This window comes from Microvirga mediterraneensis (assembly GCF_013520865.1).
GTDB classification, from domain to species: domain Bacteria; phylum Pseudomonadota; class Alphaproteobacteria; order Rhizobiales; family Beijerinckiaceae; genus Microvirga; species Microvirga mediterraneensis.
Genome location: NZ_JACDXJ010000003.1, coordinates 137778 through 160705 on the forward strand (window position 1 = coordinate 137778; position 22928 = coordinate 160705).

The following is a 22928-nucleotide window of genomic DNA, read 5'->3' on the forward strand; positions in this document are numbered from 1 at the left end:
GACAACTCTACGCAGACCATGAGCCCGTAGGATGAATTCTGGTGCACGATCCCGTAGCAACTTCCAACTCGCGTAAGCCTTAACTTCGAAGGCGACTGCAACGGGAGTCAAGGTGTCATCCAGCGCTACAGCCGTTACTCGCCTTCGCCGCCATAGCTCGTTAGCTTTGACCCATTCCAGACGCGGCCGTCTTGATTTCCCAGAATAACCGCTGGACCGACGATATACATCCGAAGCGTTCCGGAGTGATGGTTGCGTTCGCCAATGCAGCGGTTGCTGTTGCAGAATATCCCTAAGCGGTTCCCGCTCCCAACCCCCCTGAAACGCCTGGTTCAACAGGCTAGGAAGGTCATCGTGCGGCGAGATTGGAAGGGTACCGGAATCATTCTGGGTCAGCTGAGAGGTCGCTGTATGGCGTGAGGCCTTTTCTCGCGCAACCAGCGAGCGCAACTGCATCGGATTTTCAGAGTGGTCCAGAAGAGCCTCCCGGGCACCCGATGGATCATAGCGCGACCATCTTTCAAAAACAGAGAGAAACGCATGACTCCAGCTTTGGACCAACTCTGCAAGAGATGGATCGCTGCTACGCAATTCTTCCACAAAGCGTAACGTTTTAACCATGCTGCGAAGCGTCGATGGTTCATGCCCGCTTTCTGACGCGAGCTGCTCAAGGATCCGGCGCCTCTCACCGTGTGAGGCACCCTGCAGCCTCAAGGCGGCCGTTCGTGCGAGGTCTTGCCAAGATCGCTGTTGAGCCACGTCCATTCTTCTCCTTCGTCAAACTCAGCATTAGCGGCAAATCCGACTTCCGGGGAGAGCCACCTTGACAGAACGAACTTTGACCGGCAAATTGCCGATCAAGCCGGCCATCACGGCTCCCGATACTTCACGGAGGATGAACGTTGTTACCGACTTTGCGCCGAAAAGAGCCTATCTCTACCACGCCGCCAAGCTTGGTCGTTGTGGTCGGCCGTGCCGGAAATGCCGGAAAAACCACTACGACGACCCTTCTCCAGACCTCAATCGATCTTTCCGGGACCAATGCTCGGATTGTGGAATTTGATGATCAAAGACGGCATGGCCGACGCCTGTCGGCTGATCTGGTCACGCCCGTGTCGCTCCCAATCTCAAGGGAGTTGCAAGCCAATCCGGAGGCGGATGTGCGCGCGCTGAGCGAGGCTTTTGACCGGACCCTCGAGAGTTTTGCAGAAGGCGAGACAGTGATCTGGGATACCGGTGCCAATCTTGATGAGCGCCTTGCGGACTTCTTAGGTGGCGTTGGGATCATCGATGAGGTGCCGGTAGACCGGCCAGCTGTCGTTCTTATTATGACACGCTGCGACCTCGAGATGATACGACTTGCAGGTGAGACCGCAGCCGTCTTTGCTCGCGCCGTGCCAGGGGCAACGGTTGCCATCGGGCTCAACGATGCCCATAGAGCTTGGTCAACGCTCGACGTGAATACTCCCGTGGCGAGAGCTGCAGCGGAGATCCTAGGTCCCATCATTAGGCAGGGTGGGAGCATGGTCGTGCCCGCCATTCCGGTCAATCTTGCCCTCGCCCTGCGTGACAGCGAGGTTCCTTGGCACATCCTCGCTGGGATGAATTCGAGGGATGCCGCCAGACACTGGAGCGTTTCCCACGCTGTGGCGAAGGTGCGTCAAGCCGAACTATCCGTCACTCTCGAGAAAGCACGTCAGGAGGTCGTGCGGCAATTTGGGTTTCCCCAAAGCGAGGCGTGACGGGCGTACGTGGAAAGGTATCCGAGATATCCGCGACGCCTATAGACGGGCAGCGATCGAGAAATATTGCAGGCTCTCAGCGGCACAAACCCGTGAGGGCCGGCAGGAGCTGAAGCGATGTTGGTTTCCAGATGACGTTCTGGAAAGAGCGCTTAGTCAGCGTGAGCGCAAATTCATAAAAGCCCAGTATCTCCTCGCACTGCATGAGCAATTGGAGAGAGTACGAGATGACGTATGGACGGATATATACGATTTTCTGGAGTGGTCATCTGGGCTGGCTTCTAGCCTCCGGCTGATGCCGAAAAAGTGGGGCCATGTGAAGCAACATTTAGCGAGATCCGCCAGACGGATCGTACAATGGCTCACGTCTTGGCGATAGCAACCGTCTGCATCAATGTATGATGTATAGCCAATGACCGCAGGCGCTCGAGGTAAGCCCCGTCTGGAAGTCGGGAGGTTCTACTCAAGCAGAGTGGCACAACTGGAAGAACATGATGTTGTCAGGGACTCGCGTAACGCAGCGCTTCTGCCAAGCCCTCAGATCATTATCGCGCATTAGCCGGACAGTCTGGCGTTAAGCACCCTCCAGTCCCTCGTCCTGCAGCTCGCGAGTCAGGTTTGTATGGCCGTAGGCTTCGTTCGAACGAGAAGGCTGATCGGTTTGGGTAAGCAGGATCAGATCCTCGCATACAGGGCAATTCCATCAGACTACGGTTGTATGCATTCATCATCGGCGTAATCCGTTCTCAGGATAACCGAGTAGGGCAGGATTGGCGATTGCCTCTTCGCGCAGCTTCTCGCGGGCATCGGCCGCCAGCTAGCGTGCCGAGCGGAACCGCTCGAAGGCGGTGATCCTCTGGCTGAAGGGCTCGACCTCGCGCCGGTAAACCTCCCGTCGGAGAAACGCGAGTTCGGCCTCAAAGGCCTCCTCGTCGACCTCCACCCACCAAGCCTTCGGTCGGCCGTCGGTGCCATCGTTCCAGCGGTACCCGCGCGCCTTCAGCACATCCTTCATGTCGAACGGACTGCCCTCAGCCCAGATGCGCACGAGCGCTTTTTGCGCCGAGGTCAGCAGATGCCCGAAGGCGAACCCGGCCCCGGAGGGGAGGGGGGAGGCCAGCACCTCGAGCAGGGCATGGCAATCCTCGACCGCCCGGTGGCCCTGGTGGAACCAGCCGCACTGCGTCAGGAGGTACCCGAGCTTCGATCCTTCAAAGCCGAACCCGCTCCAGGCGATCTCGGAATGGGAGCAGGCCCACGCCTTGAGCTGGAAGTCCTTGGACAGGCGCTCACAGAAGGGCCGATCAAAGCGAGCGTTATGCGCGATGACCAACTCCGCCGGCGCGATGAACCTCTCCACTGCCTCAAGATCGAGCACTTGGCCGGCGACCATGTCAGGCGTGATCCCGGTCAGGCGAGTGATTTCAGGACTGATCGGTACGCTCGGCTCACGTAAGCCATTGAACGTCCCAATCACATCACCGATCCGGCCTTCCTCATCATAGGTGAAGGCAACCATGCCGAGTTCGATGACCTCGTCTCGCGTGTGATCCAGACCTGTGGTTTCGGTATCGAGGATGACGGCGATCTTCTCACCATGTAAAGCGGTGCGGGACACGACGATGGGGCGTGGTGTCAATCGGCGCAGAATGCGATAGTCGCCTGTGGCCTCCAGCATCCGGGCGGCGGTCTCATGGTCAGGAGCCTTGAAGGACTCGCTGCTTTGCCTGGCCTTGATGACAATCCCATCGACGGGACTCGTCTCGATCGGACCCGGCGGTGCATCGTAGTCCAAGAAAAGGTCAGCTTGGCCTCGCATTCCCACACCTTCTGCCCGCCAACAGGACAGGCCCACGCGTCGGGCCCAGCGGGGCAGACTAGAGGCTGTTATGGACCTTGGCTGAGGTCATCGCCGTTCTGGCAGGATGACCTCTGCTCGCAAACCTTACCCCTCCGATGTCTCCGATGAGGAATGGGCGCTGGTGGCGCCCTACCTGACGCTCCTGCCCGAAGAGGCGGGCCAGCGGGAGCACTCCCTGCGCGAGGTGTTCAACGGGCTGCGCTACATCATCAAAACGGGAGCGCCCTGGCGCTGGATGCCCAACGACCTGCCGCCCTGGGCCGCCGTCTACCAGCAGGCGCAGCGCTGGCTGAACGCCGGCTGCTTCGAGGAGCTGGCGCACGACCTTCGCGCCGTGCTGCGCCTAGCCGCCGGACGCAATGAGGAGCCCTCGGCCGCGGTGCTCGACAGCCGCACGCTGCGCTCCACGCCGGAGAGTGGCGCCCGCGCCGGCTATGATGGGGCCAAGCGCAAGAAGGGCTCCAAGCTGCACCTGGCGGTGGACACCCTCGGGCATCTCCTGGCCGCTCACGTCACACCCGCCACCGCGGATGATCGGGCTGAGGTGGGACAACTGGCTCAGGCCGTGCAGGTCGCCACCGGTGAGAGCGTCGATCTGGCCTATGTCGATCAGGGCTATACCGGCGAGAGGGCCGCGGCTGCCGCCCGCGAGCATGGGATCGAACTGGAGGTGGTCAAACTACCTGAGGCCAAGCGCGGCTTCGTGCTGTTGCCGCGGAGATGGGTGGTCGAACGGACCTTCGGTTGGACCACACGCTTTCGGCGTCTGGTGCGCGACTACGAGCGCTTACCTGAAACTCTCGCAGACCTGCATGTCATTGCTCTGGTCTGTATTATGCTACGACAGGCCGCAAACTACATCGCGGTCCATAACAGCCTCTAGAGGGTGCGAGTCGCCAGATGGTTAATCCGCGCAGCAGAGGGGCAGTTATCAGAGCCTTGAAGCATCCAGTGTATTGGTTTCTACAGTGGACTGCACCTCGCGAACTAGGTTGATCTCTTGCTGACTTTGTTTGCTCGATGCCATTTAGCTTAAAACTAGAAAGAGGATGATGCGCTTCTCACATATGAATGCATGTCTTATACTGTGGGCTCGTAGCACCGGCAGCCCACAGTATCTAATTATCTCCATGGGGATCTGGAGCAATAACGCCTCAATGTCTAAAGGCGCTCGTATCGCGTGCATTGAGGACGACCTGCACGAGACGGCGCAGAACGCGGATAGAACCGCCCGTCCAGTGGGCCCGCAACAGGTCCATCTCCGCCCCTGTCAACGGCACATACCACCGCTCGTCCAAGCCACGGGCTTGGCATAGATCCCGTGCCAGAGATGATGCCAATGCATCAAGATGGTTGGGTCCCGGAGAAGGGATCCAGATGATGGTGAGGCGGTCGAGCAGCGGTCGGCTCAAGGGCGAAAGATCATTCGCGGTAAGGATCACATTCAAGGCGGAAAGGTCGATCGGCATCTCCAAGTAAGGATCAAGAAAGCTCGCGGCGCGCTGCGGCTCCAGAAGTGCCAGGAGCGTGGACTTCAAGTCTCCATTGCGCTTGCTTCCACCGACCTTCTCAACCTCGTCGATGATGAGTGCTGGGTTGGCAACCCGATGCTCAAGGATTAAGTCCCAATGACATCCCGGAGAAGCCGCCGACCACTGCCGGGAGGCTCCGAGCAGCATGCCATCGAACGTCGACGCGCCGTCAATGACGCGGTGCGGCAGCCCGAGCTCCCGGCAGAGCGCCATTGCCAGGGTGGTTTTTGCGATGCCAGGAGAGCCCAGGAGAAGCATCGGAGATTGGAAGCGCAACGTGTCTCCCGGCACGATATTGGTTAGAATCTGGTCGATCACTCCTGTGAGATGTGGGAACCTTGGCACGAGACGCTGCCGTACGGCCGCAAGATCGGGCGTGGGCAGCAGCGCGAGCGATTTTCCGGCGATGGCCTCAAATGGTGTGAGTGCATTCCTCGCCTCGCGGCTGGTTGCAAGAGGCAAGCGGGGCAGGATCACCAGTCCAGGACCGGCGTGCTCAAGAAGCGTCTCTCCTGCAGCCTCCGGCGAGCCGACGCTCAAGTCTGTCTCTTGTGTTCCATGGACGCCGGTATCGTCAGCCTGGCTCCTCGTGTCGAAGCGGACGAGCAGGTCGTGCACGATCTGATGGGCAGGAAAGAAACTTGAGGTCTGTCCCTCGCCGCCAAGCCAGGCGCGCCAGCACAGCACGAGGAGCCGGGCGCGCTGAAACAGCTCCGGCGTGACGGCATCCCCGTCGAGCGCATCCACGAGGCGCGCGAGCCGTCCGACGATGCTGCCGGCATAGGGCGTGCGATCAGTGGACGTGGCCAGCGTCAGGAAGCTGACGTCCTCCGCCAGGCGGGCAAGGCCCGGCGCATTCCGCTCGATCGAGCGCTCGTCAAGAAGCTGCGCGAGCGTCTCGCCGTCCTCCTGGCCGCGCGCCCAATCCTCGGCGGCCTGTGCCAAGGCCGGCACGCCGCGCGCGATCTCACCCGCCACAGCCCGGCGGGCCTCATAAGGCCGCAGAGTCGGGTCGAGGGCTAGCTCGACGAGCCGCGGGTAGGGAGAGGGGGACACCTCTTGAGTAGCCTGGAGCTCGTCCAGGCTGACGTCGTCGGATGAAGGCCGGGCCTTCAGGGCGGCGATACGGGATTGCATTCCCCGGTAGACGGATGCCGTGCGGCTTTTCGAAGTCTCGCGTTTGGACATGGATATGCTCCGGACAGCCCGGGGCAGCCGACCTCAGGACGAGGCCGGTGCGCCACAGGCGTTGGCAGGGAAGACGGGGCGGATCAGTGCGCCAGCGTCAGCTCGGCTGAAGTAGCAAGCATGCACTGGAGCGAGCGGCGGCGCGGCGTCAGCACCGGGCAGCCGGCATCCGCCAGCAACGAGCGGGCATCGGCCAACAGGATCTCTGTCACAGTGGTCTTGCTCGACGATGCCGGGAGCCGCAGCGGCCCGACGCCAGCGTGCAGCTTGGCGCTTTCGACCCGCTCAACCTCATCGCTGAGCACCTCCTGGAAGGCGACGACGTCGGACTTTTCCCAGTGTCTCGTGCGGTTGACGATGATGTAGAGCTGATCCGCCCATGTGAGGGAGGGGTCATAGCGGTGGTCGCCAAGGCGCGGCCATGGTTTTGATGCTTCACCGACCCGGGCAAGGAGGCGCTGCATGGTGTCCTTGCCGACCATGATGTAGTTGCACGAAGCGTCGAGCAACTGCAGGCGGCGCAGGGCCGTCAGCTCGGACCAGGCGCTGGCGATGACCTCGAGCGGCGAGGTCGGGCACGAGACGATGCGGACCGACAGGTCCGGGTCTGGGCGCTCGATGTGGACGATCGGGTGGTGGCGGGTGTTGGTCTGGCTCATGGGAAGTCTCCTGTGGAGACGAGCTCGCCCGTGCATGCGCCGCTCGGGCTGCATGCTGAATCAGGGGACAGACTGGGAGCCGCATGCGGGTGCATGCATGGCTGCTCGGGTCAGGCCTCAGTCGGGGAGATCGTCGTGGTGAAGGATGTCGGTGAGGTGCGGGCGATCAGGCGCGCAGGGCTGCCGGAGCGGCATTCGCCCGGGCCACGAAGACATCGTTCAAGGGGACTTCCGGCGCGGGCCGGATCAGGGTAGAGGTGGCGTCAGCCATGGCAGAACTCCTTACAGTTCAGTTGTGGTCAGACCCCGGGGGCGTGTTGGTAGCACCCCCCGGCGGTCGCCCATCGGATCACCCGATGAGGAACATCATCCTGCAAGCGATCCGAAGGGAGCGCAACAGAAACGCTTTCTCTTGGTAAAAATTTGCTTAACTGAGCACGGGCTGCACACGCAGTCTCTGTCGCGGCGGCTCCAGGCGGCAAGGCGAAAGCAGGTGCTATCTGATCCCTAGTTGAAGGCGGAACCGCAGCGATGCTGGGCCAGCAAACTGAGCCAGACCCTATCTCACCACGATCCATGCAGACTTTCTGTTGTTCTGTGCGAACGATCACGGGACTCGGTCCGCTCTGGCTGTAAAATCCCAGGTTTGCGGATCGGGAAGTGCTCGACGAGTGAGGTGAGGGCGGCCTTATCGAGGGCAACAAGGCCGCCTTCTTTCGGGAGCTCGGCGCGCCCTTCGCCTATCTGGCGAGACGCCTCAATGTTCTGAGTTCTCCAGCTCTTCTGCATAAACATGGAATAGGAACGGAACTGGAGCTGATTGGCCGCTGCCAACCTTGACCTGCACCCGATCAGTTGCCCGAATACTGCTAGCAGGTTGTTGAAAAAGTCCGTGGCGGCGCAGGCTCGGCTGTGATTCATTCGAGACGGGCAGCCGGAGGGGATGAATGCGCGGACGGGATGAGCGGACCGGGGACTTGTTCTCCTATGTCGATCTGGAGGCCCGGGTGCGCGCGGATCATCCGTTGCGGGCGATCCGGGAGATTGCCAATCAGGCGCTGGTCTTGCTCCAGCCTGTGTTGGCGGCTCTGTACGCGCCATACATGGGGCGGCCGTCCATTGCACCCGAGAAGCTGCTGCGTGCCATGCTGCTGCAGGCCTTCTATTCCATCCGTTCCGAGCGCCAGCTGATGGAGCGGCTCGAATACGATTTGCTCTTTCGCTAGTTTGTTGGGCTCGGCATCGATGATGCCGTGTGGGATCACTCCACCTTCTCCAAGAACCGCGACCGGCTTCTCGACGGCGACATCGCGGCCCAGTTCCTGGCCGCCGTGCTGGCACAGCCCAGGGTGAAGAAGCTTCTCTCCACGGACCACTTCTCGGTCGATGGTACCCTGATCGAAGCTTGGGCTTCCATGAAGAGCTTCAAGCCCAAGGTCGGCGCAGGAAATCCGCCGGCCGATGGCGGGCGCAACGCGGAGGCCAACTTCCGAGGTGAGAAACGCTCGAACGACACCCATGCCTCGACCACCGATCCGGATGCGCGGCTCTACCGCAAGGGAGCTGGCAAGGAGGCGAAGCTGTGCTTCCTCGGACATGCGCTCATGGAGAACCGCTCCGGCCTGGTGGTGGACGCCTGTCTGACGCGCGCTGATGGTTATGCCGAGCGCACGGCGGCCCTGGCTTTGATGGAACCGTATGCCGATCGGCGGCGCACGATCACGCTCGGCGCCAACAAAGCCTATGACACGCAGGACTTCGTCCGTGAGTTGCGGACCATGAAAGTCACACCGCATGTGGCGCAGAACGCGAACGGCCGGCGTTCAGCTATTGATGGGCGCACCACCCGGCATGCCGGCTACGCGGTCAGTCAGCGCATCCGCAAGCGCATCGAGGAGGCGTTCGGCTGGATCAAAACTGTCGCCGGCCAGGCCAAGACGCGGTTCCGGGGTGTTGAGCGGGTGGAGTTGGCCTTTACGTTCGCAGCCGCTGCCTACAATCTGGTGCGCCTGCCCAAGCTCCTGGCGGGGTTGGCATGAGCGTCCTCGGCAAATGGCGCATCACGAAGATGCCGGACTATGTCGAGGATTATCCCGACATGGTTGAGCTCGCCTACATCCTCTTCGAGGAGGGCGGCGCGGGCGAGTTCGCTTTCGGATGTGTTGCCGGCCAGATCGTCGGCGGCGGTCATGCAGATGCCGTCGCGTTCTCATGGGAAGGTAACGACGAGATGGATGAGGCAAGCGGTGACGGCTGGGCTGAGCTCCAGCCTGACGGCTCTCTCAAGGGCGCAATCTGCTTTCACGGCGGCGATGAAGCAAACTTTATCGCCCACCGATGGACTTCTTCAACAGCCTGCTAGCGCCTTGAGCAGGTCTGTTACGGCGACGTCAAGCGCAAGATGCCGTGTCCAGACGCAACCTTCACTGAATCGAAGTTGATGTCGCCCAAGCGCCAAGATTGAAGAACCACAACGGCATCGCCGATGGCTTTGGGCTTCACGCCGCCATCCAAGACACGAATGATGGACAAAGCCTTCTTCTTCCAGTCGATCTGAATGCGATCCTCAGGGCCAAAGCCTGCTCTGTCCCACAGCTCCCGGGGCAGCCGGATGGAGGTGTAGAACCGGTCGGGCCGCTTGGCGTCGGGAATGGACTTCACAACGACATGAGCGGAGAAAGCTTTACGCGCCGGACCTTCGGGCTTTGCTGAGCGCCGGCTTCGTTTCGCCGGCGTTTCAGGGGCCTGAACAGGTTCCGGTTCTGAGCTGGCGTCCTGCTGTGGCTCGTTGTGAACCCCACCGGTTGAAACGGGTTCTTGGGCGGGCGGCATGGCGGCCGGTTGGGAGAGTGTCCGAACGACGGTCACAACCTCTCTGACACTGCCGGAAATTCCCTCAGCCGAATGGACCATCAACGGTGCCAGTCGTGCAATCGCCTCGATCTGCTGGCCGCCAAGCGCCACCAGCCTGCTCACCTGCTCGGCCATGTGCTCCATGGTGGCCCGGAGGCTTTTGAGATCCGCGGCCATTCCCGTCAGGGCCTGTTCCACCTCTGGTGACGGGGCAGGAGTTGATCCGGTCTGCTGAGGAGCATGCGGAGCAGACGGGCGAGGGGACTGCATCTGCTTGGGGCGGAAGACCTCAGCAGCGAGCGCCTCTGGCTTGCCCAAGTGGCGCGCCAGGATGTCAGCCGTATCCTGGGAGCGTTTGTCCGCCGGGGCTGCTAGACGACTTGAAGGGTTGGCAGCCTCTGGTGACCTTTGGTGTCTAGCCTCGTCGACCGAGCGAGGCTGCTGAGCCGCCCAGGGTTTTGCCAGGCAGGCCGGACACAGATCGTAGGCCCGGTCACGTCCGAGAAGCCAGCCGCGGTCCTTGAAGTAACCTTTGACGAACTCATCACTGGCAGGCTTGCTGGCCTCGTAGCTGTCTGTCTTGGTGCACCCGGAGCATCGGGTGGTGAAACGGTACTTGGAGGGGGCCCCTCCGGTACGGGTGATCTGCGGCTCGAACTGACGTGCGATGCCCGGCATCTTTCTAATCCTGATCGTTGAAAAAGGTTTTCAGGCCGAGGACGATGCAGTGTCCTGATCTCTCGGCCCGGAAAAGAGGTGTAGGGAAGGGCAGGGGATTAACACCGGTCTCGCCAAATTCCAACCCGTCGGTGCGGGTCTTCTTCATCCGTCGCGAAGCGAAACAAAACGGGTCTGCTTTCAAGCGGAGGTAACACTGCTATCATCACGGGATGGGTTCTCCTATATCCAGGTGTCAGTGGAGGCTGAGATGACCGAGACATTCCAAGGGAGGGCCATCGCCGGCCGCGGCGACGCCGAGAGTATTGCCATCCAGGTCCTGAATTTCATTGTCTCAGATGTCGATCGGATCATCCAGTTTCTGAACGTCACCGGCCTTCAGCCCGAGACGATCCGCGCGTCGGCGACATCATCGCATTTCCTTCTCGGTGTTCTCGAGTATGTAGCGAAGGACGATGAACTCCTGAAGGCAATCGATGAGGAGCTGAAAATCCGGCCAGCCGCCATCCTGGCAGCCATCGTGCATCTGTCGCCGGAGCCTGAGATGAAGCCACTCGACAAGGATAAGACGGTCGACGCACCTCCTCGACTGCCGAGGCGTAACCTGTTCCACTGAAGGGAAAGGCCTCCTCACCCGCCATTGCCAGGTTGATGAGAAGGCCTCCCGTTCCGGAAAGCCAGGATTGGAGTGCCAGGTTCCGCTCGGAGCAATGCTCAGACCCGATGACAGTTTCGGGGTACGTCAAGAAAAAGCCTCGGCTCGCGGCCGAGGCTCTCCGTCGTAGAAACGCTCGAAGGTCAGGATATCAAAGGAGAGGCTTCCTGGAGCGGTCCGCGTGGCGCCACCGCTATTGTGCCACTGAGGCCGTGTGAGTTCTCAAAGCTTGAAGGGTCGCAGTTCCAAGCTTGCCCGTGACCGGAAGACCCTTGGCTCGCTCAAAGGCCTCAACGGCCTTACGAGTCGAGGGGCCAAGTGACCCATCAGCTTTGAGTTTGCCATACCCGAAGTCGACAAGCGCTTCCTGCGCTGTGCGGATCTCCTGCTTAGAAAGGCGAACCGCTGACGTCGTGCTGACTGTGGGACTTTCCGTCATCGCTGCAGGCTGATCTGACGGTTTGGTGAGCTGAAGGCGGGTTTGCTCAACTGCCTGACTGACGCTCGCCCGCAGAGAGTCCAGCTGCTGGAGTTCTTCGGCTGCTGCCTCGATCCGCGCCAGAATAGTATTCAGATCTTGGCCGGTCAGGATCTTTTGATCATTGGCTTTCGCCAGCTGATTGCGCTCTGCGGTGATAGTCTCAACCTGCTGCCGAAGCTGCCGATTTTCACGTTGGAGCGTGTGCTCCTCAAATCCTGTAGATAGGACGGAGTACACGAACAGGCTCCAGCCTATCGCCGCAGCTGCCAGGAGGCCTTTGCCTGTTGCGCCGAGCTGCAGCCTGACTTGGGTTTTCACATAGCTCATGATCTTTCTCGCGGATCGTTAGCTGAATGTCTGAGAGCGTTGTGTGCTCACATCAGCTCCGCATTGGGTCGAGCTTGTGACGCAATTGGGACTGCGCGAAGCGTTTGGCGACGCATGGTTAACCAAACGTGTTCGTCCGCAGCTGGGGACCGACACCAAACTGCTGCCTTCGGACGTGGGGAGACTCCCAATGTGGCCGCCGGACGCGCCCTCAAATTGACTGCGCTCGATCAAGCAACTCAGCTGCACCTGTTTGTAGCGATGTTTGGGAGGTTGAGCCCTGTCATCCTACCTGCTGTTGACCAGAAGGCTACCCTCCGACCCAACAAGCTCGGTCGGCTACGTCCGATTGGAGAAATTTGAAGCCCCGATGCTTGGGGTCGGTAATAGCTCGTTAACCATACTCGCACATGCTTCTCCCGTACTCCGAAGCGGTCACAGAGCTATTTCTCACAAGGCAAACAGATGATGTTCAGGATCCTCACGGATGCAGTCGATGAGAAGCTCGCGTTGATTACACCTCTCGTAAGAGAAATAGAGCAGGGTGGTCAGAGTGCTGACCTACGCGATCTTGCCAATCAACTCGTCCGTGCTCTACGCCTGTTCGAGCGCAATCCCGGCATCGAGGCTGCGGCCGACGACCTGTATGCGGCAGCGGCGGCGCTGGTAGGGGAGAACACGAAACCTTCGTATCCTGCGGCAAGAGGGCGGCGCCTCCTCAAGGAGGCTCATGTGCGCTTTTGCAATCGGCTCGAAGCGGCTGCGGATCGTGTTGGACCTTACAAGTACCTGATGGTCCCGGACTACCCGATCCGCCAAGCGGCATAACGAGACAGACTCTGCCACCCGAAATTGTCTTCTCCAGGCTTGTCCAGTGCGCAGAGGATTGCGAAGATCAAACCAGGGAATCGGCCGCTTTTTCGAGCAGAGCCTGAAATGAAGGCTGGTTCTTATGCCCAACCACAGCAGCATATAGTCGGAGGCTGGCGGCTGTTGCTTCATCCTGCTCGCCTCGGGCGAGCTTGGCCGCTGCTTGATCCAGCAGCTCAGCCGAATCCTTCTCACCCTGGCCCAGCAACACCGCTGACCACAGGCTCAATTCGCCGGAGAGCATCTTGGGATCAGGCATCGGTGTCCCCCTTTCGTGCACAGCCCGTCACTGGCACGCCGGTTCGGTTCCGAGGACGCCAATCGTCATGAAGAGCCGGCATCGGGAAGCCCGGAAACGCCTCGGCTGAAGGAACCAGGCGGGGTTCTCAGCCGAGGCGTGCGCAGTGCCGGTTGCAACACCGCTAGGCTATCCTGGCCCATTTGGGTAAAGATCTCGTTTCTGTCAGCACTACCTTGATGTGGCGGCTTCTTGCCTGAAGCGGGTAGCATTTCGGACTCTAAGAGGCTGGTGAGCAATTATCTTTCCTTTCGCGTGAGACGCCGCAGAAGGATGCGGCTCATGGCGAGATAGAGCAGCATCTCGCCGGTCTCGACGAGCCGCTCATAATCCTTGGCGAGGCGCCGATTGGTGGTGAGCCAACTGATCGTTCGCTCTACCACCCATCGGCGTGCGAGTACTTGAAAGCCGCTCGGGCGCGTCGGCGGCTCCGCGTCAGCCCGCATCCAGACGCCGCCGGACCACCAGTGTTGTGGGATCGACAGCTTCCAGCCCAGTACTTTGCACAGCCAATCCTTCAGCCCACGATAGGCGGTGTCGGCCCACATCAGCTTGATGGCCGGGAAGAGATGCTGCAGGCCCTCCAGCAGGAGTTCGGCCCCTGCACGGTCATGGATGTCGGCGGGCTGCACCTTGTTCTTCAACAGATTGCCTTGCGTATCAACGAGCAGATGACGCTTGCGGCCCTTGATCTTCTTGCCGCCATCGTACCCACGGGGTCCGCCCATCTCAGAGGTCTTGATCGATTGGCTGTCGATGATCGCCGCTGTTGGCTGAGGATTGCGGCCGATTCTACAGCGATAGCTCTCGCGCAGAACCTGGGTCACGTGCTCCCAGGTGCCATCCTCGCGCCACTGCGCATAGTGATAGAAAACGGTGCACCGCGGCGGATACTCATGCGGCAGCAGCCGCCACTGCGCTCCGGTGCGCAGCAGATAGAAGATGGCATCGACGATGCGCCGGAGCGGATAGGTCTGTCGCCGTCCCGCTGGATGGCTGCGAGGGACAAGGGGCGCGAGCAACGCCCATTCGGCATCAGTGAGATCGCTGGCGTAGGAACAGGCATCCATGGCAGGGCTCCCGGATCGTCAAACAGCCCATATCCGCAGCAGCGGCCAGCACAAACCTATGGTGAATCAAACACTTGGATCGAGCAATAAAATTGCTCACCAGCCTCTAACACTCCAGTAACTACACTCATTCACCATACTGAGGACGCGGCCACTTGTGGTCGCTGTATTGCGTATGAGTGTTCCAATGACGCTGCTTTTGCTTTTGCTTGTTGTAGCTTCGCTCGCAGCTTCGATTTTGCTGCCGGTCGGGCATATGTTGATCTTGCCAAAGGGGGCTGGGAGATCACCAACGCCCAGGAGCCTTGCTGCGCTTGAGCGCCGGGCCCAGCGCTGCTGAACAGCTGTCTTCGTCATGAGCAGGCTTGTTGGCGCTAATCAATCGTTGAGCAGGGTGGGATAGCGCCGCTCGGCCGGGTGCCGAAGGTTGGCTCTACCCCTCCCTCTGGTATCAGGAGCTCAGAGAGGGTCGCTGTTGCCCAAGCGACCCTCTTTGCGTTGCAGGCTTGCAGCTCGAGCTCCGGAGCATCCAGATCTTCGGCAAATCTGAGCAAGCCCCGAAAAGGTATGGCACTTTCTATGCGAACCCGATGCCCAAGCCCCTGATCTGGATGACCTTGAAGCAAATCCTGGATCAGGAGAGGTGGATGTCCAGGACGTTCGGCCCTCCGCATGGGGCTGGTACCCGTTCACCTGTTGAAGCATCGGCAGGACTGAGGCGAATAGGTCACAGGTCAAAAAAAGAGGCAGCCATGCTGCCTGTCTGTGCTTGCCGCTTTTGAGAGCAAGAAGTACCTTATTGCAATGCAGCACGGCAATTGGCGTTGCCGTCCTGCCCGCCCTTCTTGGGCGTTTCCTCCCTAAACTTCGGGCCGCATTCGTGCGGCCCTTTTTCTTTGCTGGAGGAGACTATTCACGCAGCCTTGATTAGGCAACCTCATTTCTGCGGCTTCTATATATGCCAAAAGTATAAGTCCGCGGCAGGCCCTGAGAGCGAGTTTCGTGGTGAGGCAGGTGTGATCGGCCGGCACCGCATATTGATATTTGTTTATGCACGGATCGAGGCGATATCAGCGCGAAGGGATACTCAGACCGATATTCAATAGTTGAAAATTAACGTAGCATAACCTCAGCGTGTTAAACCCACCGGATTGTGAATTCGCTATCTCATTGGCTCTGGGTTCACGGTAGAGTGGCCTGTGGATGCATCAACCTCAACTGGAGCATCCGACTTTTAATCAGAGGGTCCTGGGTTCGAGTCCCAGTGCGCTCACCATGAATCCCAGTGACTTAGCCCTTTTGTGGCCATCCGGCAGGCCACAGACTCGGGTTTCAGTAATCACATAGTAAGCACGGAAAACAGTTTCGGCGCACGACGTTCAGGTTGTAGCTACCTTGGGTCCTACCATAGGGAACTGCGAAGGAATGCTCAGGCTCGTTTCTGAGCTGCAGATCAATAATCCAGCCTTCCCATAGGGGAAGTAGGTAATCTGAACAGTTTAGCGGTCTGCCGCCTCAAGCACCCGTAGCTCAGCTGGATAGAGCGTTGCCCTCCGAAGGCGGAGGATATGGGCGCAATCCCTGAAAGATTTCATTTATCATCAAGAACTTAAGTGCATCACAGTAGTAGTGGTGTGCTCCGGCTTAGATTAGCGGCACACAAGCGCCACAAGGATCCTGTTTGCCCGCCTGCGCGATGGTCTGCCCCCTGCAAAGTGATCCTCCCTGAAGTATGGCTTTTAAGCCGAAGGAGGACTGAAGATGGGCAAGAAGCGGCATACAGCCGAAGAGATCGTTTCCAAGTTGCGGCAGGTTGACGTGCTGACGGCACAAGGCCGGACAGTCGCGGAGGCGATCCGGCAGATTGGTGTGACGGAGGTCACGTACTACAGGTGGCGCTCCGAGTACGGCGGCCTCAAATCCGACCAGGTCAAGCGGCTCAAGGAACTCGAGATGGAGAACGCCCGGTTGCGTCGAGCGGTCTCGGATCTCACCCTGGAGAAGCTCATCCTCAAGGAGGCCGCCTCGGGAAACTACTGAGCCCCGCCCGCCGTCGCGCCTGTGTGGAGCATGTGATCGCCAGGTACGGCGTCTCAGAACGGCTGGCCTGCCGGGTCCTGGGCCAGCACCGTTCCACCCAGCGCAAGATCCCCAAGCAGCCGGAAGATGAGGCGGCCCTGACCGCCGACATCATTGCCTTGGCCACCCAGTACGGCCGCTATGGCTACCGGCGCATCACGGCCCTGCTGCGGGACGCCGGCTGGCTGGTGAACAAGAAGCGGGTCGAGCGGATCTGGCGACGGGAGGGGCTCAAAGTGCCGCAAAAGCAACCGAAGAAGGGGCGGCTCTGGCTCAACGACGGATCCTGCATCCGGCTGAGGCCGGAGTATCCCAACCACGTCTGGAGCTACGACTTTGTCGAGGATCGCACCCATGACGGGCGCAAGTTCCGCATGCTCAACATCATTGACGAGTTCACGCGTGAATGCCTGGCCATCCGAGTGAACCGGAAGCTGAAAGCCGTCGATGTCATCGACGTGCTCTCGGACCTGTTCATCCTGCGCGGTATTCCGGGCCATATTCGTTCCGACAACGGCAGCGAATTCGTGGCCCAAGCGGTTCGGGCCTGGATCGGTGCGGTTGGGGCGAAGACGGCTTACATTGAGCCGGGTAGTCCCTGGGAGAACGGCTATTGCGAGAGCTTCAACTCGAAGCTTCGCGATGAACTGCTGAAAGGAGAGATCTTCTACACCCTGCAGGAGGCAAAGGTGGTGATCGAAAATTGGCGCCGCCATTACAACACGGTGCGCCCGCACTCATCCTTGGGCTACCGACCGCCCGCACCAGAGGTCCTGGTCCTGGCTTCCAAGCTGGCGTCCAGACCAACGCTGAATTAACATCACACACGGATCACCTACATGGGGCAGGCCAGCGAGGGCACGACAACCGCTGGCCTGAATCAACTCGCTTCATTAGGTGCCGTGTAGGGAGCGGCGCGTTAGTCTGGCTAACCAGCCTCACAAGCAGAACCTAACGCGGTGGATCCTCGTCCGGTTATGATCATCTACAGAACGTCACTTATACGGTCTGCGGCAGAGATATGATACTTAATACCGATATTTCTTGATGGACGCATAGAATTTGCGCAGGCACTGCAAACGAAGTGTAACGTGCATTCCTACCGAAGCTTGTCTGCAAGAGGGAGGTGTGTCAGTGCAGCAGTAGTTTTCTGAGGTATGACCAAGAGCCTTCAAGGCAGATAGACGAATGATTACGATCCGCGGTGTTCACAAGGACTTTTCGATCGATGGTGCGAAGGTAACGGCACTAAGTCCAACTGATCTTGATGTGAACCGAGGCGAGTTTGTTAGCATCATCGGACCATCCGGTTGTGGGAAGTCGACCCTCTTGCGCATCCTCGCTGGCTTAGAGACGGCAAGCGGCGGATCCATCGAAGTCGACGATGAGGGCAGAGCCCGGCAGCGGGTCGGCTTTGTCTTTCAAGAACCAGTTCTTCTCCCATGGCTCTCTGCTCTCGAGAATGTTCGCTTCCCTCTAGACACAGCCGGGGTCGTGCGGGCTGAGGCGGACAGTCGTGCTAAGGACTTGCTAAAGCTAGCCGGGTTGACTGGTTTCGAAGCTGCCTTACCCCGGGCCTTGTCTGGAGGAATGCGCCAGCGCGTCTCGATCGCGCGTGCTCTTTCCTATGATCCGTCGCTGCTCCTTATGGATGAACCGTTTGGCGCCTTGGATCTCATCACTCGCGACAGGCTGAATGATGAGCTCCTGTCGATCTGGGCGCAAACGAAGAAGACTGTTCTGTTCGTAACGCATAGTGTTGAAGAGGCAGCTTACCTTTCAGACCGGGTGGTTGTAATGTCCCCACGTCCCGGCCGTATCAAGACCGTCTACAATGTGAACCTGCCACGTCCTCGAGGGGAAGGCACGAAATTGGATCCGTCGTTCCACCAGCTGATGGCTGACCTTCGGCGAGACTTGCGATGAAGGGCTTCTGGAGAGTCCTTGAGACCACCTTCGCCATCGCAGCTATCGTCGTCGCGTGGGATCTCTATACGCGCTTTTATGATGTCCCCAACTTCCTACTGCCATCTCCGGTGTCCGTTTGGAACGCGCTCGTCGAGGCTGCCAAGGGACAACTTTTTGACCATCTACTCTATACAGTTACCATTCTAGTGTCGGGCTATGCTGTTGGAGTGCTCCTAGGTATTGCAAGCGGGCTCCTGCTCGCAAAAAGTGCAAGGGTTGAACGCTGGCTATCTGGCCCAATCCTGTTTTTGCAAACCGCCCCGAAGATCGCCCTCGCTGCAGATTCCGATTTTATTCGGCCAGGGATTCCGAGATGAAGCCGGCCGCGATTCCGATCAATCTCCGGCCAGCGTTCCGAGATCAATCCGGCCACCATTCCGATTATTGTCCGGCCAGGGGCTGAGACAGCATCGAGGAGTGTTCCCAGGGTCCGCCGATCAGGCATGAAGGCTCCTTTGTTGCGAACAAGGAGCGGCCATGCCGGCAAAGAGAAGGCTGACCATGAGAGCCATACGTCACATCCTGCGCCTGCACGCCAGCGGCGCGAGCGACCGGTCGATCGGACGATCCGTCGGAGCCGCCCGCTCTACCGTGCAAGACACCCTCAAGCGGGCCAAGGCTGCCGGGCTGACCTGGCCCTTGCCCGCAGATCTCACCGACACCCTCCTCGAGGAGCGCCTGTTCGCCAGGAGCGGCGTCAAGACCGGCCTGCGCCGGCGCCCCGAGCCGGACTGGGCTGCTCTCGCCAGGGAGATGAAGCGCCCCGGCGTCACGATGACCATCCTGCACGAGGAGTACAGGGCAGCCTGCCCTGAGGGCTACGGCTACTTGCGTATTCCAGGGATGGTGATCGGTGGTTCCACACGATCATGATCACTCGTTCTGGTGATCGTGATCACCGTCAGCGTTCACTTGGTGGTTCGCTGAGCGGGGATGAAGCGGCCAGTACCGCTGGCAGTTGTAAGGTGGTCTGGAAACAGCCTTCAGGTCAAGCCCGCCGCCGCAGGCTGTCGCCCTTGAGTTCAATCCGATGTGCATTGTGAATGACGCGATCCAGGATCGCATCGCCGAGAGTGGGATCGGCAATCACATCGTGCCAGTGTGATACGGGAACCTGGCTGGTGATCAGCAGCGAGCCCTTGTCGTAGCGGTCGTCAACGATCTCCAGAAGATCCCGGCGCTGCTCGGCGGTGAGCGGCTCCGGGCCCCAGTCGTCGATGATGATCAAATCCGTGCGCTCCAGGGCACTCATCAGACGCGCCAGACGGCCTTCGCCGCGAGCCTGGACCAGATCGGCAAACAGGCGCGGCGCCCGGCGATACAGAACCGAGAAGCCGTCGCGACAGGCCTTGTGGCCGAGCGCACAGGCCAGCCAGCTCTTCCCCGTCCCGGTCGGGCCGACAATCGCCAGGTGATTGTGATCGCGCACCCACTGGCTGGTGGCCAGCGACTGGAACAAGGCCCGGTCGAGACCGCGCGAGCTGCGGTAGTCAACATTCTCTATGGTGGCGCTCTGGCGCAGTTTGGCCGCGCTGAGGCGGCGCGCCAGACGACGGTTGTCGCGGAACGTCACTTCCCGATCGACCAGAAGACCAAGCCAGTCGGCATGGGGCATCGCCGCGGCATCGGGGTTGGTCTGCAACTCGATCAGCGTGTCGGCCATGGCGCTCAAGCCAAGAGCCCGCAGGCGTTCGACAGTGGGGTGAAGCAGCATGAGGATCTCCTGTTCAGTGGTAGTAGCCGGGGCCACGGATGTTGGCATGGACGAGCACCGGCGCGTCCTGCGCCGGCTGGGAGGCCTTGGGCATGCCGCTCTTCAGAATGGCGGCAACCGAGGTGTAGGACCGGGTGTTGATCGCCAGAGCCTGCGCGCAGGCGGCATCGACCCCCTCCGCCCCATAGCGCTTGACCAGTCCGAGAATGCCGATTGCCGAGCGGAAGCCCTGCTCAGGATGCGGCCGGGAGCGCAGGATGACGTCGATCAAGGTGGCGGCGTCTGGTCCGACCTTGCCCGCCTCGCGGCGGATGCGCTCATGCGTCCAGTCGCGGTAGCGCCGATGCGAACTCGGCATGTGCTCGGACACCGTGGTTGGCCGATGCGGACGATGGGACCGCATATGCGAGGCCACGCGCTTGCCGCGCCAGAAGACTTCGACGGTTGCGGCCGTGATCCGCGCCTCGACCTCCTGACGCACCAGGCTGTGCGGCACGCTGTAGTAATGCTTGGCGATCTCGATGTGGTAATCGAGACCGACCCGGCAGCGCTTCCACTCGGCATACTCGTACGGTTCGGCCGGCAGCGGCAGGAGCGCCGGGCGGTCGAGCGCCTCGAACAGCTCGCGCCGGCTGCGGCCCCAGCCACGCAGGGGCCGGTCATTCAAGTCATGCAGCAGATCCTGGATGGCCGCGTTGAGCGCCGACAGCGAGAAGAAACGGCGGTTGCGCAGGCGGGCCAGGATCCAGCGCCCGACCACCTGAACGCCCACCTCGACCTTCGCCTTGTCGCGCGGCTTGTAGGGCCGGGCCGGCACGATGGCGGTGCCGTAGTGACGCGCCGCGTCGGCATAGGTGCGGTTAACCATCGGCTCGTGGAAGCAGGCCTTGGTGATCCCGGCCTTGAGATTGTCGCTGACCGTCTGGCGGGTGGCGCCGCCCAGGAAGGCGAAGGTGCGCACATGCGATCCAATCCAATCCGGCAGACTCTGGGTGAAGGTGGCCTCGGCATAGGTGTAGTTCGAGGCCCCGAGCACGGCGACGAAGATCTGGACCGGGCGGACCTCGCCGGTGAGCCCGTCGATCACCTCCATGGTGTGGCCGGAATAGTCGACGAAGAGCCTCTCGCCGGCAACATGGACCTGGCGCAGCGTGGGCTTGAGCCGGCCCGCCCAGTCCTTGTAGTGCTCGCAGAACCAGGAATAGCTGAAGGCCTCGGGCGTGCTGTCGCAGTATTCCTCCCACAGGAGCATCAGAGTCACGCCCGGCCGGCGCAGTTCGCGATGGACCAGCGTCCAATCGGGCTGGCTGCGTTGCTCGGTGGGCAGATCGGAGGGCGGTGGATAGAGCCGGCTCTCCAGCAGGACATCATCATCAAGCTCGGGCGGCAGGGGCCAGGTCAGGCCGGCGCGCCGGGCACGATTGATGTATTTGCTGACGGTGCCCTGGGCCAGGCCCAGGCTGGTTGCGGTGGCGCGCTGGGAAAGCCCGACAGCGTGGTGCAGGCGTAAGACTTCACGGATGTGGCGCATCGACAGTCTCTCGGTGGGCATCTTGGTCCTCGGCTGGAAAGCAAAAGCCAAGATTACCGTAGGTTGCGGACTGCCCGCGGACAGCACCTCTTCCCGGTCTCGGAGACTGATCACGATCGCTGGAACGAGTGATCACGGCCCTCTGGAAACCATGATCACGATGCCCTGGAACGGATGATCACGATCATCTGGAATCCGTGATCACGATCGTCTGGAACGCGCAGGCTACTCGCGCTTCTGCGACCTGATGCGCGAGTTTGAGCGCCGCCTGTCGCCGACCATGCGCCAGAACCACGTGGCCGGCGACAAGGTCTTCGTCGACTACTCGGGCAAGAAGCTTCCCATCGTCGATCCTGCCACCGGCGAGGTGCGCCATGCCGAGATCTTCGTCGCGGTGCTCGGCGCCTCCAACCTGACCTATGCCGAAGCCACCTGGACCCAAACCCTGCCGGATTGGATCGAGGCGCATGTGCGGATGTTCCGCTTCTTTGGCGGCGTGCCAAGGCTCGTCGTGCCGGACAACCTCAAGAGTGGTGTGCACAAGGCTGCCTTCTACGATCCCGAGCTTAATCGCAGCTACGGCAAGCTCGCGGCCCATTACGACGTTGGCATCCTGCCCACCCGCAGCCGCAAGCCTCGGGACAAGAGCAAGGTGGAGGTGGGCGTGCGCTTTGCCCAGTTCTACATTCTCGGGCGTCTGCGCAACCGCACCTTCTTCTCGCTCGCCGAGGCCAATGCTGCCATCGCGGGAGTGGTCGAGCGCATGAACGCTGCGCCCCTGCGCCGCCTCGGCATCAGCCGCCGCGAACTCTTCGAGACAGTGGAGAGACCAACCCTCGCGGCCCTGCCGGCAGAAGACTACGTGTTCGCGCAATGGCAGTTCGCCCGCGTTGGGCTCGACTATCACATCGAGGTGGAAGGCTTCTTCTATTCCGTGCCTTTCGGCCTCATCGGCGAGCAGGTTGACGTGCGCCTGACGCAGCGGACCCTCGAGGCCTTCCACAAGGGCGAGCGGGTGGCCGCCCACAGCCGCCGCTATGGTGGACAGGCGCATGGCACCAAGCCCGAGCACATGCCGGCCTCGCATCGGCATTATGCCTCCTGGTCGCCGGAGCGCTTCCGCTCCTGGGCCGCTTCGTTCGGCCCCAACACCGAGATGCTGATTGGTGCCATCCTGGCCTCCCGCCGCCATCCCGAGCAGGGATATCGCACCTGCATCGGCGTGCTGCGCCACATGCGCGGTCTTTCCAAGGAGCGGGTCGAGGCGGCATCGGCCAAAGCCCTGGCGATCAGGGCCTTCTCCTACAAGGGCGTCGTCTCTCTGCTCGATGCCCGTGCGAGCCCCGAGCCTGCTTCCCCCGAGCGTCCTGCCATCACCCACCGCAACATCCGCGGACCGGGCTACTTCCACTAAAGGAGACG

The 22928-nt window shown here is 60.7% G+C and carries 19 protein-coding genes and 1 pseudogene; 11 read left to right on the plus strand and 9 right to left on the minus strand.

Annotated features, from left to right (window positions below; all coding sequences use genetic code 11):
- Window positions 1-953: 953 nt before the first annotated feature.
- The gene (locus H0S73_RS24400; protein ID WP_181054814.1) at window positions 954-1742 is read left to right on the plus strand and encodes a hypothetical protein; all 789 of its coding nucleotides are present in this window, start codon (window positions 954-956) and stop codon (window positions 1740-1742) included.
- 817 nt (window positions 1743-2559) lie between these two features.
- Here H0S73_RS24400 and H0S73_RS24405 read toward each other — a convergent pair.
- On the minus strand, window positions 2560-3561 hold the full coding sequence (locus H0S73_RS24405) for a 3'-5' exonuclease (RefSeq protein ID WP_181054815.1): 1002 nt from the start codon (window positions 3559-3561) through the stop codon (window positions 2560-2562).
- Window positions 3562-3667: 106 nt separating this feature from the next.
- On the opposite strand from H0S73_RS24405, the gene H0S73_RS24410 reads away from it, so the two are divergent.
- Complete coding sequence (locus H0S73_RS24410; RefSeq protein ID WP_181053111.1) at window positions 3668-4486, plus strand: IS5 family transposase; 819 nt, start codon at window positions 3668-3670, stop codon at window positions 4484-4486.
- A 271-nt stretch (window positions 4487-4757) separates the two neighbouring features.
- Here H0S73_RS24410 and H0S73_RS24415 read toward each other — a convergent pair whose 3' ends face one another.
- Window positions 4758-6323 (minus strand): AAA family ATPase, encoded by a 1566-nt coding sequence (locus H0S73_RS24415; RefSeq protein ID WP_181054816.1) that lies wholly within the window; start codon window positions 6321-6323, stop codon window positions 4758-4760.
- Window positions 6324-6406: 83 nt separating this feature from the next.
- A complete protein-coding gene (locus tag H0S73_RS24420) occupies window positions 6407-6982 on the minus strand; it encodes a hypothetical protein (protein WP_181054817.1) in 576 nt (191 codons plus the stop codon).
- A gap of 947 nt (window positions 6983-7929) precedes the next feature.
- On the opposite strand from H0S73_RS24420, the pseudogene H0S73_RS24425 reads away from it, so the two are divergent.
- Together H0S73_RS24425 and H0S73_RS24430 are read left to right on the plus strand one after the other, a co-directional pair.
- Window positions 7930-9021, plus strand: a pseudogene (locus H0S73_RS24425) (IS5 family transposase).
- On the plus strand, window positions 9018-9344 hold the full coding sequence (locus H0S73_RS24430; RefSeq protein ID WP_181054818.1) for a hypothetical protein: 327 nt from the start codon (window positions 9018-9020) through the stop codon (window positions 9342-9344). The pseudogene H0S73_RS24425 and the gene H0S73_RS24430 overlap by 4 nt, the downstream one beginning before the upstream one ends.
- A 17-nt stretch (window positions 9345-9361) precedes the next feature.
- Here H0S73_RS24430 and H0S73_RS24435 read toward each other — a convergent pair whose 3' ends face one another.
- Window positions 9362-10513 carry a hypothetical protein gene (locus H0S73_RS24435; protein WP_181054819.1) on the minus strand — a complete coding sequence of 384 codons (1152 nt, stop codon included), beginning with the start codon at window positions 10511-10513 and terminating at the stop codon, window positions 9362-9364.
- A 250-nt stretch (window positions 10514-10763) separates the two neighbouring features.
- On the opposite strand from H0S73_RS24435, the gene H0S73_RS24440 reads away from it, so the two are divergent.
- Window positions 10764-11129: a DUF3572 domain-containing protein gene (locus H0S73_RS24440; protein ID WP_181054820.1), complete on the plus strand. Its 366-nt coding sequence runs from the start codon at window positions 10764-10766 to the stop codon at window positions 11127-11129.
- Between the two features lie 232 nt (window positions 11130-11361).
- Here H0S73_RS24440 and H0S73_RS24445 read toward each other — a convergent pair whose 3' ends face one another.
- Complete coding sequence (locus H0S73_RS24445; RefSeq protein ID WP_181054821.1) at window positions 11362-11976, minus strand: peptidoglycan-binding domain-containing protein; 615 nt, start codon at window positions 11974-11976, stop codon at window positions 11362-11364.
- 465 nt (window positions 11977-12441) lie between these two features.
- Here H0S73_RS24445 and H0S73_RS24450 point away from each other — a divergent pair, with 465 nt between their 5' ends.
- Window positions 12442-12804, plus strand: coding sequence for a hypothetical protein (locus H0S73_RS24450; protein ID WP_181054822.1), 363 nt, complete (start codon window positions 12442-12444; stop codon window positions 12802-12804).
- A 67-nt stretch (window positions 12805-12871) separates the two neighbouring features.
- On the opposite strand, the gene H0S73_RS24455 is transcribed toward H0S73_RS24450, so the two are convergent.
- On the minus strand, window positions 12872-13105 hold the full coding sequence (locus H0S73_RS24455) for a hypothetical protein (RefSeq protein WP_181054823.1): 234 nt from the start codon (window positions 13103-13105) through the stop codon (window positions 12872-12874).
- 278 nt (window positions 13106-13383) lie between these two features.
- The gene (locus H0S73_RS24460) at window positions 13384-14214 is read right to left on the minus strand and encodes an IS5 family transposase (RefSeq protein ID WP_181054824.1); all 831 of its coding nucleotides are present in this window, start codon (window positions 14212-14214) and stop codon (window positions 13384-13386) included.
- 1761 nt (window positions 14215-15975) lie between these two features.
- Here H0S73_RS24460 and H0S73_RS24465 point away from each other — a divergent pair.
- The 4 genes from H0S73_RS24465 (at window position 15976) to H0S73_RS24480 (ending at window position 19134) form a co-directional block, all read left to right on the plus strand.
- Window positions 15976-17111 (plus strand): IS3 family transposase gene (locus tag H0S73_RS24465; RefSeq protein WP_181054527.1). Its coding sequence is split into 2 segments (ribosomal slippage): window positions 15976-16240 and window positions 16240-17111, totalling 1137 coding nucleotides; the frame shifts between segments, so codons are not numbered across the junction.
- 370 nt (window positions 17112-17481) lie between these two features.
- Window positions 17482-18219, plus strand: a complete 738-nt coding sequence (locus tag H0S73_RS24470) for an ABC transporter ATP-binding protein (RefSeq protein ID WP_181054825.1) — start codon at window positions 17482-17484, stop codon at window positions 18217-18219.
- Window positions 18216-18578, plus strand: a complete 363-nt coding sequence (locus tag H0S73_RS24475; protein WP_181054826.1) for an ABC transporter permease — start codon at window positions 18216-18218, stop codon at window positions 18576-18578. The genes H0S73_RS24470 and H0S73_RS24475 overlap by 4 nt, the downstream gene beginning before the upstream one ends.
- A gap of 184 nt (window positions 18579-18762) precedes the next feature.
- Window positions 18763-19134, plus strand: coding sequence for a transposase (locus H0S73_RS24480; RefSeq protein ID WP_181054827.1), 372 nt, complete (start codon window positions 18763-18765; stop codon window positions 19132-19134).
- A 115-nt stretch (window positions 19135-19249) separates the two neighbouring features.
- On the opposite strand, the gene istB is transcribed toward H0S73_RS24480, so the two are convergent.
- A complete protein-coding gene (istB, locus tag H0S73_RS24485; protein ID WP_161726995.1) occupies window positions 19250-19975 on the minus strand; it encodes an IS21-like element helper ATPase IstB in 726 nt (241 codons plus the stop codon).
- A 13-nt stretch (window positions 19976-19988) separates the two neighbouring features.
- On the minus strand, window positions 19989-21527 hold the full coding sequence (gene istA / locus H0S73_RS24490; protein ID WP_425487143.1) for an IS21 family transposase: 1539 nt from the start codon (window positions 21525-21527) through the stop codon (window positions 19989-19991).
- A gap of 226 nt (window positions 21528-21753) precedes the next feature.
- On the opposite strand from istA (H0S73_RS24490), the gene istA (H0S73_RS24495) reads away from it, so the two are divergent.
- Window positions 21754-22920 (plus strand): IS21 family transposase, encoded by a 1167-nt coding sequence (gene istA / locus H0S73_RS24495; protein ID WP_246389445.1) that lies wholly within the window; start codon window positions 21754-21756, stop codon window positions 22918-22920.
- The last annotated feature ends 8 nt before the right edge of the window (window positions 22921-22928 follow it).

Bases quoted from the DNA above. Each gene is read 5' to 3' on its own strand.
- H0S73_RS24445 (WP_181054821.1), bottom strand. From the start codon at position 11,976: ATGAGCTATGTGAAAACCCAAGTCAGGCTGCAGCTCGGCGCAACAGGC.
- H0S73_RS24405 (WP_181054815.1), bottom strand. From the start codon at position 3,561: ATGCGAGGCCAAGCTGACCTTTTCTTGGACTACGATGCACCGCCGGGT.
- H0S73_RS24410 (WP_181053111.1), top strand. From the start codon at position 3,668: ATGACCTCTGCTCGCAAACCTTACCCCTCCGATGTCTCCGATGAGGAA.
- H0S73_RS24460 (WP_181054824.1), bottom strand. From the start codon at position 14,214: ATGGATGCCTGTTCCTACGCCAGCGATCTCACTGATGCCGAATGGGCG.
- H0S73_RS24440 (WP_181054820.1), top strand. From the start codon at position 10,764: ATGACCGAGACATTCCAAGGGAGGGCCATCGCCGGCCGCGGCGACGCC.
- H0S73_RS24455 (WP_181054823.1), bottom strand. From the start codon at position 13,105: ATGCCTGATCCCAAGATGCTCTCCGGCGAATTGAGCCTGTGGTCAGCG.
- istB (WP_161726995.1), bottom strand. From the start codon at position 19,975: ATGCTGCTTCACCCCACTGTCGAACGCCTGCGGGCTCTTGGCTTGAGC.
- H0S73_RS24430 (WP_181054818.1), top strand. From the start codon at position 9,018: ATGAGCGTCCTCGGCAAATGGCGCATCACGAAGATGCCGGACTATGTC.
- H0S73_RS24480 (WP_181054827.1), top strand. From the start codon at position 18,763: ATGAGAGCCATACGTCACATCCTGCGCCTGCACGCCAGCGGCGCGAGC.
- istA (WP_246389445.1), top strand. From the start codon at position 21,754: ATGCGCGAGTTTGAGCGCCGCCTGTCGCCGACCATGCGCCAGAACCAC.
- H0S73_RS24435 (WP_181054819.1), bottom strand. From the start codon at position 10,513: ATGCCGGGCATCGCACGTCAGTTCGAGCCGCAGATCACCCGTACCGGA.
- H0S73_RS24415 (WP_181054816.1), bottom strand. From the start codon at position 6,323: ATGTCCAAACGCGAGACTTCGAAAAGCCGCACGGCATCCGTCTACCGG.
- H0S73_RS24470 (WP_181054825.1), top strand. From the start codon at position 17,482: ATGATTACGATCCGCGGTGTTCACAAGGACTTTTCGATCGATGGTGCG.
- H0S73_RS24450 (WP_181054822.1), top strand. From the start codon at position 12,442: ATGATGTTCAGGATCCTCACGGATGCAGTCGATGAGAAGCTCGCGTTG.
- H0S73_RS24475 (WP_181054826.1), top strand. From the start codon at position 18,216: ATGAAGGGCTTCTGGAGAGTCCTTGAGACCACCTTCGCCATCGCAGCT.
- H0S73_RS24420 (WP_181054817.1), bottom strand. From the start codon at position 6,982: ATGAGCCAGACCAACACCCGCCACCACCCGATCGTCCACATCGAGCGC.
- istA (WP_425487143.1), bottom strand. From the start codon at position 21,527: ATGCCCACCGAGAGACTGTCGATGCGCCACATCCGTGAAGTCTTACGC.